13 protein-coding genes and 1 other annotated feature are annotated in these 15,620 nt (G+C 54.7%); all 13 genes read left to right on the top strand.

Going from position 1 to position 15,620, the window contains the following annotated elements:
- Positions 1 to 27: 27 nt before the first annotated feature.
- The 13 genes from hemL to mreD all read left to right on the top strand — a co-directional run bounded on the left by hemL (position 28) and on the right by mreD (position 15,586).
- The gene (gene hemL / locus ABID47_RS26490) at positions 28 to 1,329 is read left to right on the top strand and encodes a glutamate-1-semialdehyde 2,1-aminomutase (RefSeq protein ID WP_354501285.1); all 1,302 of its coding nucleotides are present in this window, start codon (positions 28 to 30) and stop codon (positions 1,327 to 1,329) included.
- Complete coding sequence (locus tag ABID47_RS26485) at positions 1,326 to 2,222, top strand: RluA family pseudouridine synthase (RefSeq protein WP_354501283.1); 897 nt, start codon at positions 1,326 to 1,328, stop codon at positions 2,220 to 2,222. Before hemL ends, ABID47_RS26485 begins: the two co-directional genes overlap by 4 nt.
- 129 nt (positions 2,223 to 2,351) lie before the next feature.
- Positions 2,352 to 3,800: a LysM peptidoglycan-binding domain-containing protein gene (locus ABID47_RS26480; protein ID WP_354501281.1), complete on the top strand. Its 1,449-nt coding sequence runs from the start codon at positions 2,352 to 2,354 to the stop codon at positions 3,798 to 3,800.
- A gap of 276 nt (positions 3,801 to 4,076) precedes the next feature.
- Positions 4,077 to 4,334: a binding site (T-box leader), on the top strand.
- 58 nt (positions 4,335 to 4,392) lie between these two features.
- Positions 4,393 to 7,059, top strand: a complete 2,667-nt coding sequence (locus ABID47_RS26475) for a valine--tRNA ligase (protein ID WP_354501279.1) — start codon at positions 4,393 to 4,395, stop codon at positions 7,057 to 7,059.
- A 45-nt stretch (positions 7,060 to 7,104) separates the two neighbouring features.
- Positions 7,105 to 8,481 (top strand): bifunctional folylpolyglutamate synthase/dihydrofolate synthase, encoded by a 1,377-nt coding sequence (locus tag ABID47_RS26470; RefSeq protein WP_354501277.1) that lies wholly within the window; start codon positions 7,105 to 7,107, stop codon positions 8,479 to 8,481.
- Positions 8,482 to 8,485: 4 nt separating this feature from the next.
- The gene (gene murC, locus ABID47_RS26465) at positions 8,486 to 9,850 is read left to right on the top strand and encodes a UDP-N-acetylmuramate--L-alanine ligase (RefSeq protein ID WP_105446197.1); all 1,365 of its coding nucleotides are present in this window, start codon (positions 8,486 to 8,488) and stop codon (positions 9,848 to 9,850) included.
- Between the two features lie 183 nt (positions 9,851 to 10,033).
- Complete coding sequence (locus ABID47_RS26460; RefSeq protein ID WP_354501275.1) at positions 10,034 to 11,335, top strand: SPOR domain-containing protein; 1,302 nt, start codon at positions 10,034 to 10,036, stop codon at positions 11,333 to 11,335.
- Between the two features lie 118 nt (positions 11,336 to 11,453).
- Positions 11,454 to 11,696: a DUF4321 domain-containing protein gene (locus tag ABID47_RS26455; RefSeq protein WP_076174380.1), complete on the top strand. Its 243-nt coding sequence runs from the start codon at positions 11,454 to 11,456 to the stop codon at positions 11,694 to 11,696.
- A gap of 25 nt (positions 11,697 to 11,721) precedes the next feature.
- The gene (locus tag ABID47_RS26450; RefSeq protein WP_354501273.1) at positions 11,722 to 12,324 is read left to right on the top strand and encodes a Maf family protein; all 603 of its coding nucleotides are present in this window, start codon (positions 11,722 to 11,724) and stop codon (positions 12,322 to 12,324) included.
- Between the two features lie 43 nt (positions 12,325 to 12,367).
- A complete protein-coding gene (radC, locus tag ABID47_RS26445; RefSeq protein WP_076174385.1) occupies positions 12,368 to 13,057 on the top strand; it encodes a RadC family protein in 690 nt (229 codons plus the stop codon).
- Between the two features lie 39 nt (positions 13,058 to 13,096).
- Entirely contained in the window at positions 13,097 to 14,131 is a 1,035-nt protein-coding gene (locus ABID47_RS26440; RefSeq protein WP_076174388.1) for a rod shape-determining protein, read from the top strand.
- Between the two features lie 55 nt (positions 14,132 to 14,186).
- On the top strand, positions 14,187 to 15,059 hold the full coding sequence (mreC, locus tag ABID47_RS26435) for a rod shape-determining protein MreC (protein WP_163881402.1): 873 nt from the start codon (positions 14,187 to 14,189) through the stop codon (positions 15,057 to 15,059).
- Positions 15,056 to 15,586 carry a rod shape-determining protein MreD gene (gene mreD, locus ABID47_RS26430; protein WP_435530678.1) on the top strand — a complete coding sequence of 177 codons (531 nt, stop codon included), beginning with the start codon at positions 15,056 to 15,058 and terminating at the stop codon, positions 15,584 to 15,586. Before mreC ends, mreD begins: the two co-directional genes overlap by 4 nt.
- Positions 15,587 to 15,620 lie beyond the last annotated feature (34 nt).

The following is a 15,620-nucleotide window of genomic DNA, read 5'->3' as shown; positions in this document are numbered from 1 at the left end:
TTAAACCGATAGATTGGAGTGAATGACATGAGCAGTATGTCAGGAAAGCGCAAGGAGGAGGCTTCCCGGTCGGCCTTTGAAGAAGCCAAGCAATATATCCCCGGCGGAGTGAACAGCCCGGTCCGCGCCTTTAAATCGGTCGGCCTTACACCGATTTATGTGGACCATGCCGAAGGATCGCGCGTGTACGATATTGACGGCAACAGTTTTATCGACTACGTCGGCTCCTGGGGGCCCCTGATTATGGGACACGCCCATCCGGAAGTGATTGCTGCGGTTCAGGAAACGGCGGCCAAAGGCACGAGCTTTGGCGCGCCTACGCTGATTGAGACGGAGATGGCCAAGCTCGTGTGCGAGCGTGTCCCTTCAATCGACATTGTCCGGATGGTCAATTCCGGTACGGAAGCGACGATGAGCGCGATTCGTCTGGCCCGCGGGTACACGGGACGCAGCAAAATTTTGAAATTCGAAGGCTCCTACCATGGACACGCGGACAGCCTGCTCATCAAAGCCGGCTCCGGGGTGGCGACGCTGGGTCTGCCTGACAGCCCGGGCGTGCCGGAAAGCGTAGCCAGCAACACGATCACGGTTCCATACAACGACTTTGAGTCGGTAATGGTTGCCTTTGAACGTTTTGGCGAGGAGATCGCCTGCGTCATCGTGGAGCCGGTAGCCGGCAACATGGGCGTCGTACCTCCGCTTCCGGGCTTTCTGGAGGGCTTGCGCGAAATTACGACAAAATATGGCAGCCTGCTCATTTTTGATGAGGTCATGACCGGGTTCCGTGTTCATTTGAACTGTGCCCAAGGCCGGTTCGGCATTACGCCTGACCTGACTTGCCTGGGCAAGGTCATCGGCGGCGGACTGCCTGTCGGCGCATACGGCGGCAAACGCGAAATTATGGAGAAAGTGGCGCCGTCCGGTCCGATTTACCAAGCGGGCACACTGAGCGGAAATCCGTTGGCCATGGCGGCTGGATATACGACGCTGAAGCTCCTGACGCCTGCCGTATATGACCAGCTGGAAGAGCGCGCAGCCCGTCTGGAGGCCGGTTTTGTGAAAAATGCCAAAGAGCTTGGCATTCCGGTGACGATTAACCGCGTCGGTTCCATGGTATGTCCTTTCTTCACGGAAGGGCCTGTCGTGAATTACGATACGGCGAAGACGAGCGACATTCCGCGCTTCACCAAATATTTCGGCAATCTGATTGAGGAAGGCGTGAGCGTGGCTCCTTCCCAATTTGAGGGGATGTTTGTATCGGCTGCCCACAGCATCGAAGACATCGATGCGACGATCGAAGCCAATTACAACGCCCTCAAGCAGCTGTGAGCCTGAACCACTGGCTCCGGCGCGGGGAATGGCTGGAGCTGGCTCCGGGCAAAAAAATCGCATCGGCCGAAGACCGCGAAGCGGCGGCCGCAGCGTGGCTGCTGAACGAGGCAGGCATGCCGGAGAAGCTGCTTGGACAGCTTAAGGCATCAAATGGCATCGAGTGGAAAGGGGACCGGCTTCGGCTGGCCCTTTTTGCTTCCCGCAAGGCGGGGATTGAGCCGATCTGGATGGATCTCACCGTGCTGTACGAGGACGACTTCTGCCTGGTCGTTCACAAGCCTGCCGGGATGAAGGTTCACCCGGATGGACACTCCGACGAAATCACGTTGGATCATGCTGTGGCCGCCCATTATCAGATGCAGGGGGAAGAGATTGCGGTCAGGCATATTCATCGGCTCGACCAGCATACCACTGGGCCCGTGCTGTATGCCAAAAATGACTGGGCGCAGCTTGTGCTGGACAAGGAGATGAGCGGCAAGCGGATTTCGCGGATTTACGCCGCCTTTGTCGAGGGGCGGATCCCTGCGGATCTGAAGGTCATCGACCTGCCCATCGGCAAGGACCGCCATCACAAGCAGCGCAGACGGGTGTCTCCGGGAGGGCAATCTGCGGTGACCCGGATTCTCCATGCAGAAGCCGGGAATCAAGCCAGCCTCGTCTACTTGGAGCTGGAAACCGGACGGACGCATCAGATCCGCGTTCATCTCAGTCATGTCGGCCACCCGTTGCTGGGCGATGCCCTGTACGGCGGAAGCATGTCCGCCATCGGCAGGCAGGCGCTTCACGGGGAGCGTCTCTCTTTCGCCCATCCGCTCACACGCGAGCTGATTGAGGTAAGCGATCCGTGGCCTGAGGATATGGAGCGTCTCAAAGCCCTTGTGAGAGCGTAAACCTAAGTATCATATGAAAACTGGCATGCTCCTCTTTTTAAAGCATATAAATAGAACGAGTAACGATTTTGGCTCGTGCTGTGGGGATGGCCCACGGTTAGAAATATGCCGAAAAGGAGGACGTTATTTGTGTTTGACCAGTCCTACGGTTTACGCTTTGACATTTACGAACGCATTCATTTAAACGAAGACGTGGCGGGAATCGAAGAACTCGAGGAAATCGAGCTGCTTCCGCATATTCAAGTGATCAGCCAGGACGAACAAGCCAGTCTGCGCGGGCATCTGCTCCTGTCGGGGCTGTACAGAAGCGAAGGTGAGGAAGAAGGAACGCAGCGGCTGGAGCATTTCATTCCAGTAGAGATTACGGTTCCCTTGAACCGGGTAACCTCGCTGGATGACATTGCGGTGGAAATCGAAAATTTCGACGTCGACCTGCTGTCCAAACGAAGCCTGAATATTACAGGCGTTCTCTCTCTGCGCGGCATCGAGACTCAGGTCGCGGAATCACCCGCCTGGAAAGCGGACGAATTCACGGTGGTTCATGCACCGGATGAGGACATTCTGGAGGAAGCGGCTATCTTCGCGCAAGAGCGGGAGGAAGAACCGGCTTCGGCAGAACCGGAACAGCGCGAATTCACGCCGACGGACGACCCTGCGCCTGTCTGGACGGCACCGGCTCCGTCCTTTGCGCCGCCTCAGTCCCACATTCAGGCAGAGCAGCCGGAACAGGTTCCGGTCGAAGCAGCGGAAGCCGATGACTCGGATGAAGCACGGGAAGCGGCAGCCTGGGAAGCCGTATGGCAAGCGGCTGCTGTTCCTCCGTCCGAGCCGGAGGAAGCGGCTGTGCCTCAGGCGTCCGATTCCCGCGAAACTGCGCCGTCTACCGCATGGGAATTTGCCCGCGAACCTGAGCGGGAAGCGGCAGCGCCTCCGCCGCAGGTGGCCGGATTATCCGCTTTACATACGGACAAGGAACCATCGGAGCGGACAGCAGAGCCCCAGTACCCGAACAAGTGGCATTTTGAGCATGAAGAAGAGTCGGAGCTGCTGCATCCTGAAGCGACGGCGGTTCAGGCGGATGAAGAGCAGGAAGAAGACATCTATTTGAACGCGGCGGGTAAAGACCCGTTCAGCGAGCCTACGTTCCCGTTTGGAGCTTTCCAGGATAAAGTTCAGCAGGAAGAACCGCCTGAAGACCGGGAAATGCGGATTGCGCTCGGAAGCAAGAAGGAGCCCGAGTCCGGCGAGAAGGAAGCGATCGGCTTTTCCTCGATCTTGTCCTCAAGCCGTTCGATCAAGGAGCTTGAGTACCAGCAGGCGCAGGAGGAGCAGCAGGCTGCGGATGCCATCGCCAGCGCGGGTGCTGCTGAAGCCGATGACATCAAATGGAAGAACCTGTTCCTTGGCAGTATCTCCGAGCAGACTCCGTTCCGTAAGGTCCGGCTGTGCATCGTTCAGCGGGAGGAGACGCTCGAGACAATCGCCGACCGTTATCAGCTGACGCCGCGGGAGCTTGTGCTGTACAATCGGCTGGCGGACCAGACCGTGCAGGAAGGTCAAATTCTGTATATCCCATAACGTTTTTGACGTAATCAGAAGAGCCTGGCGCTTTGCGGCGCAAGGCTCTTTTTTTTGTTCCCGGGATGAGGTCTGCCTGAACACGGGAAAATGGTCCTGCACTTTGGGCCAAGGGAAGTTGACTATCGACATGAAGCGCGTTATTATGGAGTATATGTTTTGCAGAAAAACATCAACGAACGTCAAGTACAGATGACATTCAGTATTTGGCGGAAGTTTTTCTTGCGATATGAAACGCTTCAGCTTCACTGAAAATGAATCCATTTTACCATCTTCACAAAAACGATGAACGGGAAGAGTAGGCGGTATTGCCCTTCAGAGAGCGGAATTGCAGCGCTGGAAGATTCCGCAGGATGCAGCTGTCCGAAGTCGCCCGGAAGTTGTCGGTTTGAGCACTTGCGTCCGAAGGCGCGGGAGGTAGAGCCGGCCGGCTGCAGCCGTTATCTGTACGAAGTGTTGCGAAGGCATGCGTGTTTGTGCTTGCTGTCGCAAAACAAAGGTGGTACCGCGAAAGAACAGCCTTTCGTCCTTTGAGGACGAAAGGTTTTTTGTATTTTTGGCAAAGCTGATCTTGTGATGGAGGATGAACAATATGACAGACCAGGAAAACCAAGCAACAACCGGGATGCCGACGACGTATGACCCGAAATCGGCCGAGAAGAAATGGTACAAATACTGGATCGACGGCCAGTATTTCAAAGCCGGGCAGAAGCCCGAGGCGGAGCCGTATACGATCGTGATTCCGCCGCCAAACGTAACGGGGATGCTCCATATCGGGCACGCCCTCGACTTTACCCTGCAGGATATTCTGATTCGCACGAAGCGGATGCAGGGGTACGACGCCTTGTGGCTTCCGGGCTCGGACCATGCGGGCATCGCGACGCAGACCAAGGTGGAGCAGAAGCTGCGTGAGCAGAATATCAGCCGCCACGACCTGGGGCGCGAGAAGTTCCTGGAGAAAGTGTGGGAATGGAAGGACCAATACGCGGAAACGATTCATGAACAGTGGGCCAAAATGGGCTTTTCGCTGGATTACTCCAGAGAGCGGTTTACGCTTGACGAAGGTCTATCGAAGGCGGTTCGCGAAGTTTTCGTGAAACTCTATGAAAAAGGGCTGATCTACCGCGGCAAAAAGATCATCAACTGGGATCCGGCCGCCAGAACAGCCTTGTCCGATATTGAGGTTGAATATAAAGAAGTCAACGGCCATCTGTATCATTTGCAGTATCCGCTGAAGGACGGAAGCGGCCACATTACGGTAGCGACCACACGTCCTGAGACGATGCTTGGCGATACGGCAGTAGCGGTTCATCCGAAAGACGAGCGCTACAAGGACATGATCGGCAAGATGCTCGTGCTCCCGATTGTCGGACGCGAGATTCCGATTATTGCCGACGAGTACGTGGAACGCGAATTCGGCAGCGGCGCCGTAAAAATTACCCCGGCACACGATCCGAACGATTTTGAGGTGGGATTGCGCCACGATCTGCCGCAAATCATCGTGATGGACGAGACCGGCACGATGAATGACCAGGCCGCGAAGTACGAAGGCATGGACCGGGCCGATTGCCGGAAGCAGATCGTTCAGGATTTGAAGGACCTCGGCGTGCTGATCAAAATCGAAGACCATGTGCACCAGGTAGGGCACAGCGAGCGCACAGGCGCCGTAGTCGAGCCTTACTTGTCGACGCAGTGGTTCGTTAAAATGCAGCCGCTCGCGGAAAGAGCCATTGAGGCGCAAAAGGCGGGCAATGGGGTACGCTTTGTTCCGGAGCGTTTCGAGAAAACATACCTGAACTGGATCGAAAACGTGCGGGATTGGTGTATTTCCCGTCAGTTGTGGTGGGGACACCGGATTCCGGCTTGGTACTGTGAATCCTGCGGTGAGATCCACGTAGCGCATGAGGATGTAACCCAATGCTCCAAATGCGGAAGCACCGAGCTTACGCAGGACAACGACGTTCTGGACACCTGGTTCAGTTCGGCGCTGTGGCCGTTCTCTACCCTCGGCTGGCCGGAGCAGACTCCGGATCTGGAGCGTTATTATCCGACGAATGTACTCGTTACGGGCTATGACATCATCTATTTCTGGGTAGCCCGGATGATCTTTACCGCGCTGGAATTTACGGGCGAAATTCCGTTCAAGGACGTGCTGATGCACGGTCTGGTCCGGGATTCCGAAGGACGGAAAATGTCCAAGTCGCTCGGCAACGGCGTCGATCCGCTCGACGTCATCGAACGGTACGGCGCAGATGCGATGCGCTACATGATCTCCACGAGCAGCACGCCGGGGCAGGATCTGCGCTTCCGCTGGGAACGCGTGGAGCAGGCGCGCAACTTTGCCAATAAAATCTGGAACGCTTCCCGATTCGCTCTGATGAATCTGGAAGGATTCACATATGACGACATTGACATAAGCGGAGAGCTCAGCACGGCGGACCGCTGGATTCTCCACCGCCTGAACGAAACTTCCCGTGACATTACGCGTCTAATAGATGCCTACGAATTTGGTGAAACGGGCCGGCTCCTGTATAACTTCATTTGGGATGACCTCTGTGACTGGTACATTGAGTTTGCCAAACTCTCTTTGTACGGAGACAATGTGAGCGCCAAGAAAACGACGCAGTCGGTGCTTAGCTATGTGCTGGACCGCACGCTGCGGATGATTCATCCGTTTATGCCGTTCATCTCCGAAGAAATTTGGCAGCATCTGCCTCACGAAGGGGAAACGATCACGCTTGCGGCATGGCCGGAGTATGATCCAGCCTTCGAGGATGTCGAAGCTGCAGCCGAGATGTCGCTGCTGATGGATGCCATTCGTGCCGTTCGCAACATCCGCGCAGAGGTTAATGTTCCGATGAGCAAGAAGATCGAGCTGATGCTGAAGGCGGGCGACGAACAAGTGCTGCAGATCGTGAACCGGAACGAAGTATACGTTCAGCGCTTCTGCAACACCTCGAGCTTTGCGGCAGGTCTGGACCTGACGACGCCGGACAAGGCGATGACCGCCGTGATTACCGGTGCCGAGCTGTACCTGCCGCTTGCCGGTCTGATCGACATTGACCAGGAGATTGCGCGGCTGGAGAAAGAGCTGCAGCATCTGAACAGCGAAGTGCAGCGGGTGGAGAAAAAGCTGGCCAATGAAGGCTTCGTGGCTAAAGCGCCGGCAAAAGTCATAGAAGAGGAGAAGGCCAAGATGGCCGACTATTCCGATAAACGCAGCAAAGTCATCGCACGGATCGAAGAGCTGAGAGGCTGATCACGACGCAGCAGAAACTTAACTAAAATTCAGAAGGTGAATGGTATGGGGGATCAAATGGAAGCCGGACGGGAGGCTTCTCTGCGCACTTATGAAGAGGCGGCGAATTGGATTAACGGTCTGATTCCGTTTGGGATCAGACCGGGGATGCAGCGGATCGAAACCTTAATGGAGAAGTTCGGGAACCCGCACCGGAGGCTGAAATTCATTCATGTCGCCGGTACGAACGGGAAAGGGTCGACATGCGCTTACTTGACCCGTGTACTTCTGCAAAGCGGTTATTCGGTGGGCACGTTTACTTCGCCGTATATCACCAAATTCACGAACCGCTTTCAGTACAACGGGGAAGACATTCCGGAGGAGGTGCTGCTCTCCCTGGCGAACCGCCTGTACCCTGCAGTGCAGGAGATTGCGGCCACGGAGCTCGGATCGCCGACGATGTTCGAAGTGTCCACGGCTCTGGCGATTCTGTATTATGCCGAGGAATGCTACCCTGACGTGGTTGTATGGGAGACCGGGCTCGGGGGAAGGCTGGATGTAACGAACATCGTTCACCCCATCGTCTCCATCATCACCAATGTCGGGATGGACCACACCGATATTCTTGGCGATACGCTTGTGGAAATCGCTACGGAAAAGGCCGGTATTATCAAACCAGGCGTTCCGGTGGTCAGCTGCGTGAACCAGCCGGAAGTCATTGAGGTGCTGAAGCAAAAAGCCGAAGAGTGCCGCACGACGCTGTATTTGGCGGGAGAGCAGTTCACCTACGAATATACCGGTCTGGAAGGTTCCTTGCAGACGTTCCATTTCAAAGGTCCTTTCCGCGAGCTGGATCTGAGCATCGGGATGAAGGGCGAGCACCAGATTGCCAATGCCGCCGGCGCGATGATGGCGCTGGAAGTGCTGCGGCAGTACATGGCTTTTGTCATGGACGATGAGGATCTGCTGAAGGGGTTCCGGGATACGAAGTGGGCCGGCCGACTCGAAGAAGTGGGCGATTCTCCGCGAATTGTTCTGGACGGGGCGCATAATCCGGAGGGGCTGGAGAGCCTCAGCAAGAGCCTGCAAAGGCATTATCACTTTAAACAGTTAAATTTGATGATGGGAATGCTGTCAAATAAGCATCATGAGTCCTCATTGAAGCATATACTTCCAATAGTGGATACGCTTATCCTGACCGAGCCGGATTTCCGGAAAAAAATGGACGCTGATGCTTTGCTGGACATTGTGGAGCGGCTGAAGCATTCTCACGGCAAACCAGGTTTGCAGATCATCGTAGAACCGGATTGGAAACACGCGCTAGACATACTTAAGTCACGGACAGAACCGGGGGATTTGGCAGTGGTGTCCGGCACGCTGTATTTGATTTCTGATGTGCGGGCAGCCCTGCTGGGTCAGACCGATTCTGAAAAAGGTTGGTGAAAATCTGTTGAATTCTGAACATGTTCATTTTATCGGTATTGGTGGCTACGGGATGAGCGCCATCGCACGGGTTATGCTGGAAATGGGATACACGGTCACGGGTTCGGACGTGGCTGCCCAGGAATTAACGGAAAAACTGGCTGCCAAGGGAGCCAAAATTTATATAGGCCATACGGCCGAGCAGGTTCACGGAGCGGATTTGGTCGTCTATTCGACGGCGCTTCCCAAAGACAACGTGGAACGAAGAGAGGCGGAGCATCTGAACATTCCGATCCTTCACCGCTCGCAAATGCTGGCCAGATTGCTGAATGAGCGCAAGGGCATCGCCGTTGCGGGAGCACACGGCAAGACAACTACGTCGTCCATGATTGCACTCGCCATGGAGGAATGCGGCGCAGATCCGACGTTTATTATCGGCGGGGAAATTATGAACGTCGGCACGAACGCCAAGGCCGGCAAAGGGGACTACGTGGTGGCTGAGGCGGATGAGAGCGACGGCTCCTTTTTGCAGTACCATCCGTGGCTCGGCATCGTGACGAACATTGAAGCGGATCATCTTGAAAACTACGACGGCGATTTCGAGAAGCTGAAGAGCGCTTATGTGCAGTTTTTGAGCCAGATCAAGGAAGACGGCACGGCTGTCGTCTGCGCTGATGACGCGAATATCCGCGCGATCCTTCCTTCGATCCGCTGCAATGTGGCCACCTACGGGATCGATTCCGATGCGGAATATACCGCCGAGGATCTGGTCCTGGGCGACCGTCACGTATCCTTCACGATGAAGCATAACGGACAGACGCTGGGAACCGTCGAGCTTTCGGTTCCTGGACGGCACAACGTCTATAACGCCATGGCCACGGTGATCGCCTGCCTGAAGGCCGGGATTCCGTTCGAATCCATCGCTGCGGGCGTTTCGAAGTTCCACGGCGCCAAACGCCGTTTCCAGGTGCTCGGTGAGAAGAACGATATTCTGATCATCGACGATTACGCGCATCACCCGACGGAGATCGAAGCTACCATCAGCGCCGCCAAGGCTACGGGCAAAAAGATTATCGCCGTGTTCCAGCCGCAGCGCTATACACGGACCTTCTTCCTGCTCGATGCATTCAGCCGGGCTTTCGGGGGAGCCGATGAAGTGATCATTACCGACATTTATTCGCCAGCCGGAGAGAAGCAGATCGAGGGCGTGAGCTCTTCAAAGCTGGTTGATTTGATCGTCAAAAACAGCAATGCGGGTGCCCGTTATTTGCCGACGAAGGAAGATGTCCTGAACGATCTGAAGCCGCGGCTTCAGCCAGGGGTGCTTGTCCTGACCATGGGGGCAGGCGACATTTGGAAAGTCGGGGCGGAAATCGCCAAGACAATGTAAGGAATGCCTCTGCCGGATGGGCAAGGCTGCATATGATCATGACCGAAGAAACCGTAATTCCCTGATTCTGAAGGGGGATTACGGTTTTTTTGCTCTTGTCATTTTCGTGGGACAATCAAACATAACTTCTGGAAATCTATCATATATACATAGTAGATACGGACAAGGGTGAGGTGTTTGGGTGTGAACAAGGCGAGAATGACGTTCCGGTTTGATGAAGAACAAGGGCGCCAGCTTGAAGATAAGAAGGACCGCGGACAGCTGACGGTTGCGGGATCGGCTGCACAGAACCCTGCATGGGCGGATGATCGTAATTCCGGTAGCAACCGCCGCGATGTTGAAACAAAGCGTACCCCGATATCGGCTGTGCCTGCGTCGATGCAGGGATGGAGTGATCCGTTCAACAGGGAGGACAGCTGGGAGCGTCTGGAGGAGAGGATGGGTTACGGAATCCAGGAGCGGGCAGACGATACTCCTGAGCATGATTCCGTTGCGGACGGGCCAGATCATCGCTATCCGGACAGCTCAGAAGACTGGGACCTGGATCGTGCCAATAATAGGTACACGGTCAGGGAGGGCTATGATGCCTACGATAACATCGAGAACAGACCCGATGAAGCGGGGCCCGGGCCCATCATCGAGGAATATTCCTACCGGCCTCACCGGCCGGGGTCGATATGGAAAGTCGTCGGAACGGTAACTGGAGCCATCGTCACCGGGGCGTTGTTCGGTTTGGTGGTCCTCTCCTTTTTCAAGGACGGATCTTCGGGGATGGACCCGGGCGGCAGCACAGGAAACCCGAGTGCTTTAAGCACCTCTGCGCAGTCCGGTGAGGATCAAGCTTCCGTCCCGGCGGTCGCCGTCGAGGTGGGTCCTCAAACCTACTACATGCTGCAGTATGGCGTCTTCAGCACCGCCGACCGGGTTCAGCAGGCGAAGGACGAGCTGGAGCAGTACGGCATTGCCGCAGGGAACGACCCGGATGAGGAAAACCGGGTGTATGCGGGCCTGTCCACAGACCGCGAACAGGCCAAGCTGCTCAGCAATCAGCTGAAGGCGGAAGGGGTTGATCTGTATGTGCGGGAGGTGGATCTCCCGGCCGCAACCTCCCTGCATTTTAACGGAGACGCGGAGGCCGTTAACCAATACTTTCAGGTGAGCGCGGACCTGGTTGCGCTGCTGAGCCAAACCTCGGCGAGCCTCCTGGGCAAGGATCTTCCAGGGAAAATCGGTGACGAGGATATGAACCGTTTGACCGATCTGCACCGGCAGTGGACGGAGGCGGCCAAGCCGTTCCAGGCCGGCCTGGGCGCGGATCAGCAAGAGATGGGCAAGCAGCTGGAGCAGGCGATGAACAGCTCGCTTTCGTCCGTCGAGGAATACAACAAAAATACGGCGAAGGGGCATCTATGGGAAATCCAGTCCAGGATGATGGAATTCATCATGCTGCAGAAGCAGCTTGTCGCTTCCCTGGAAAAAGCATAAAACACAAAGATCCGGCGTGGAAATGGAAATACTTCCCCATGCCGGATTTGTGTTTGTATTGACGTCCAAATAACCGTATAATAATGTGGGTGTCAAATTATGGCGAGGGAAGAGAAGAATGAAGAAGAATGTTGGAATATTACTGCTGTTTCTGCTGCTTGGCTGGCTGGCGGGAGCATGGATAGCCAAAGCGCTGGAGCCTGTACAAGCTCTTTCTTTTCTGACCGCATCCACGATGATCAAATGGTCACCGCAAGCTAATTTGGACATTATCAGTTACGACATTACCATTCAAATGAAACTAAGCCTGCTGAGTTTGATCGGCATCATTGTCTCCGTGTGGCTGTATCGCAGGCTTTAACTACCGGACAAAGGAGATCCTTTCATTGAAATCAAACCATTCACGCCGCATTATTCTGGCATCAACTTCACCGAGAAGGCAGGAGCTGATCGCTTCTCTACATATTCCGTTTGAGATCCGTCCCAGTCACGCTGAAGAACATACACCCGAAGATTGGACACCGCAGCAGGTCGTGGAAGGACTGGCCTTACGCAAAGCGGAAGCCGTTCATGCCTCGCTTCATGATGATAAGGAGGATGCCGTGATCGTCGGCAGTGATACGGTTGTTGTGCTGGACAATCAGGTGCTGGGCAAGCCGGTCGACAAGCAGGATGCGGTTCGCATGCTGACATCGCTGCAAGGCCGGACCCACGAGGTATATACGGGAGTCGCCGTCATCGATGTCATGAACGGCAAGACGATAGTGCGCCATCGTGTGACGTCGGTGACGATGAAGCCGCTCACCGGGCGCCAGGTAGAGGCTTACGCCATGAGCGGAGAGCCTGATGACAAAGCGGGCGCCTATGCGATCCAGGGACTCGGGTCAACGATCGTCGAACGGATCGAAGGATGCTATTTTAACGTGGTCGGACTGCCGCTGTCCCTGCTTTCGGACATGCTGGGCGAGTTCGGAATCGACGTTTTGTAAAACTTGCGGATGTTATTTGAATGAAGGGAAAGAAGGGGAACTTATGGAGTCGCAAACTTATCTGCTGCGCGACATCCCCCATGAAGAACGCCCGAGAGAACGCATGCTTGAATATGGGGCGAGTGCTTTAAGCCATGCCGAACTGCTTGCTATTTTGCTTCGGACGGGAACCCGCCAGGAGTCAGCCGTACATTTGGCTCAGCGGATACTGAAGCAAGTCGGCAGTTTGCGAAATCTGGTCGACCTGAGCGTCGAGGAGCTGATGTCCATTCGGGGCATCGGCAGCGCGAAGGCGCTGCAGCTCAAAGCCGGAATCGAGCTTGGACAGCGTTTGTCCAGAGCTCGCAAAGAGGAGCCCGTTACGATACGGAGCCCGAAGGATGCCGCAAACGTGCTCTCAGAGCAGCTGCGGTATTTGCAAAAAGAACATTTTGTCTGTTTGTTTTTGAATACGAAAAATCACATTATTGCTCAAGAGACGCTTTCGATCGGCAGTCTGAACGCCTCCATCGTGCACCCCCGCGAGGTGTTTCGCGCAGCCATTAAATGCAGCAGCGCATCCGTCGTTTGTGCACACAATCATCCCAGTGGAGATCCCACCCCTAGTCCAGAAGATATTTCCCTGACCGCCCGGTTGAAGGAGGCAGGGGACATTGTGGGCATAGAGGTGTTGGATCATTTGATTATCGGTGATGGAGGATACGTCAGTTTGAAGGAGCAAGGCTTGATGTAATATAATAGTTGAGATTGACGAAGAAAGGGAGATTACAGCATGTTAGGGAGCTTCACGAAAGATTTGGGTATTGACTTGGGGACGGCGAATACACTCGTTTATGTCCGTGGAAAAGGAATTGTCGTAAGAGAGCCCTCGGTAGTCGCTTTGCGCACCGATACGAAGAGCATTGAAGCCGTTGGTGAATCCGCCAAGAAAATGATCGGCCGCACGCCGGGGAATATCCGTGCCATCCGTCCGATGAAGGATGGGGTCATCGCAGATTTTGACACGACGGCCACTATGATTAAATATTTTATCCGTCAGGCGCAAAAGCAGCGCTCTATGTTCCAGCGCCATCCGAACGTGATGGTTTGTGTACCTTCGGGCATCACTGCGGTAGAGCAGCGGGCGGTTGAAGATGCCACCAAGCAGGCGGGTGCGCGTGAGGCTTACACCATCGAAGAGCCGTTTGCGGCAGCCATCGGTGCAGACCTTCCGGTATGGGAGCCGACAGGCAGCATGGTCGTTGACATCGGCGGGGGTACAACTGAAGTTGCGGTTATTTCCCTGGGCGGTATCGTTACGAGCCGTTCGGTCAGAGTGGCCGGCGACGAAATGGACGAATCTATCATTCAATATATTAAACGGCAATACAATTTAATGATCGGGGAACGGACTTCGGAGCAGCTGAAAATGGAAGTGGGCTCTGCGCTGCCGCTGGAACAGGTGGAAACGAGCGAAATCCGCGGGCGTGACCTCGTAACCGGCCTGCCGAAGACGATTACCATCACATCCGACGAAATCAGTGAAGCTCTGTCTGACACGGTCAATGCGATCGTTGAAGCGGTGAAGGTGACGCTGGAGAAATGTCCGCCGGAGCTTGCCGCCGACATTATGGACCGCGGTATCGTCCTGACCGGAGGCGGAGCCCTGCTGCGCAACTTGGACAAGCTGCTGGCACAAGAAACCGGCATGCCGGTCATCGTGGCGGACAATCCGCTGGACTGTGTCGCCATCGGTACAGGGAAAGCGCTGGAGAACATTCATCTATTCAAATCCCGCAGCAGTTCGGCCGTGCGTTCCAAACGCTAGGCAGTTATATAGCGGGTCACCCCTGATCATGGGAGAGAAATCAGTAAGTTAGAGGGTGTTAGAACTGTTTAAACTGCTCGGTAATAAGCGATTGTTTGTCATACTGATTGGTTTGGTTATGTTTATTGCGCTCATGGGATTTACGTTGGGGCCCCGGGCCTCGTTATCCTGGCCCGAGAAGTTTCTGAGGGATACGGTCGGATTTGCCCAAAATATCTTTTATAAGCCCGCTGGTTACATAGCGGGCTTGTTTAAAGATATTGCCAATATGCGGGACATCTACAAAGAAAACGAGGAGCTTAAGATTGCTCTTGCCCATTATACGCGCGATAAGGTCAAATATAATCGCATGGAAGATACCAATAAGAAACTGGAAGAAGCGCTGCATTTTACGAATGCCCAGAAAGAGCAGAACAATTATACTTATCATATTACCCAGGTCGTTAGCGTCAACTCGGATACGGTAAACCGCTCCCTGGTCATTGATTTGGGCGAGCGGGACGGCATCAAGGTCGGCCAGTCCGTCATTTCGATCGACGGTCTTGTCGGGGTCATCAGCCATGTCAGCAATTTCACGTCGACCGTCAAGCTGATTACGACGATGGATGCGAAGGACCCGAATTCCAACGGCATTTCTGCGACGTCAATGAACAATCATAATGTGTTCGGAATTATCGAAAGTTACGACGAGGTCAGCAAGACCCTGCAGATGACCCAGATCAAAGAGAACGATCCGATCAAGGCAGGGGATATGATCGTTTCCGCAGGAGATCCGAGCAAGTATCCACAAGGTCTGATCATCGGAAAAGTCACCAAGGTACAGGTCAGCCCGTTTGGGAAGACGAAGACGGCGACGATTGAGCCAGCGGCGAAATTTCAAGATTGGAAGCTGTTGTTCGTCGTATCGCAGCCGGAGGTACAGCAATAATGGTCCGCAAGCAAGTGCTGATCCTGCTGCTGTTCGTCCTTTTTCTTCTCGAAGGGACGGTCGTCCCCTGGCTGCTGCCGGGCTCCTGGCAGAACGTCATTTCGCCGAATCTGGTCTTTATCGTCCTGTTATTCGTTTCGGTATACCATCACCGTCATACCGCGCTCGTTCTCGGGATTATATTCGGCATGCTGCATGACGTCGTCTTTTACGGGGATATGATCGGCACATACTCCTTTGTTATGGGAGTCTCAGCCTACCTTATGGGCTTCATTTTTCAGATGCCGCGCGCCCAAATGCCGGTCATGATGACGGTCATCATTTTGGGTAGCCTGCTGTTTGACAGCCTGCTGTACGGGATCTACCGGGTGTTCTCGCTCACGGCCGTTCCGTATAACTGGAACCTGCTGCACCATATTCTGCCCGATCTGGTCGTTCATTTCGTTTTCGGGTTAATCATTTATGTTCCGCTGCGCAAGCAGCTCGAGAAGCTTGGTAAACGCGCAAAAGTGGAAAAGGCGGCGTAAACCGCCCTTACAATTTGCATAATCAGGCAGGAAC

Source organism: Paenibacillus favisporus (assembly GCF_040545415.1).
In the GTDB taxonomy this organism is placed as follows: domain Bacteria; phylum Bacillota; class Bacilli; order Paenibacillales; family Paenibacillaceae; genus Paenibacillus_AQ; species Paenibacillus_AQ favisporus.
The sequence above is the reverse complement of the archived record's forward strand: the minus strand, read 5'-3'. Positions and strand labels throughout refer to the sequence as shown.

Excerpts from the sequence above, each read along its gene's own strand:
- ABID47_RS26475 (WP_354501279.1), top strand. The coding sequence starts at position 4,393 with ATGACAGACCAGGAAAACCAAGCAACAACCGGGATGCCGACGACGTAT.
- ABID47_RS26455 (WP_076174380.1), top strand. The coding sequence starts at position 11,454 with ATGAAGAAGAATGTTGGAATATTACTGCTGTTTCTGCTGCTTGGCTGG.
- ABID47_RS26440 (WP_076174388.1), top strand. The coding sequence starts at position 13,097 with ATGTTAGGGAGCTTCACGAAAGATTTGGGTATTGACTTGGGGACGGCG.
- ABID47_RS26470 (WP_354501277.1), top strand. The coding sequence starts at position 7,105 with ATGGGGGATCAAATGGAAGCCGGACGGGAGGCTTCTCTGCGCACTTAT.
- hemL (WP_354501285.1), top strand. The coding sequence starts at position 28 with ATGAGCAGTATGTCAGGAAAGCGCAAGGAGGAGGCTTCCCGGTCGGCC.
- radC (WP_076174385.1), top strand. The coding sequence starts at position 12,368 with ATGGAGTCGCAAACTTATCTGCTGCGCGACATCCCCCATGAAGAACGC.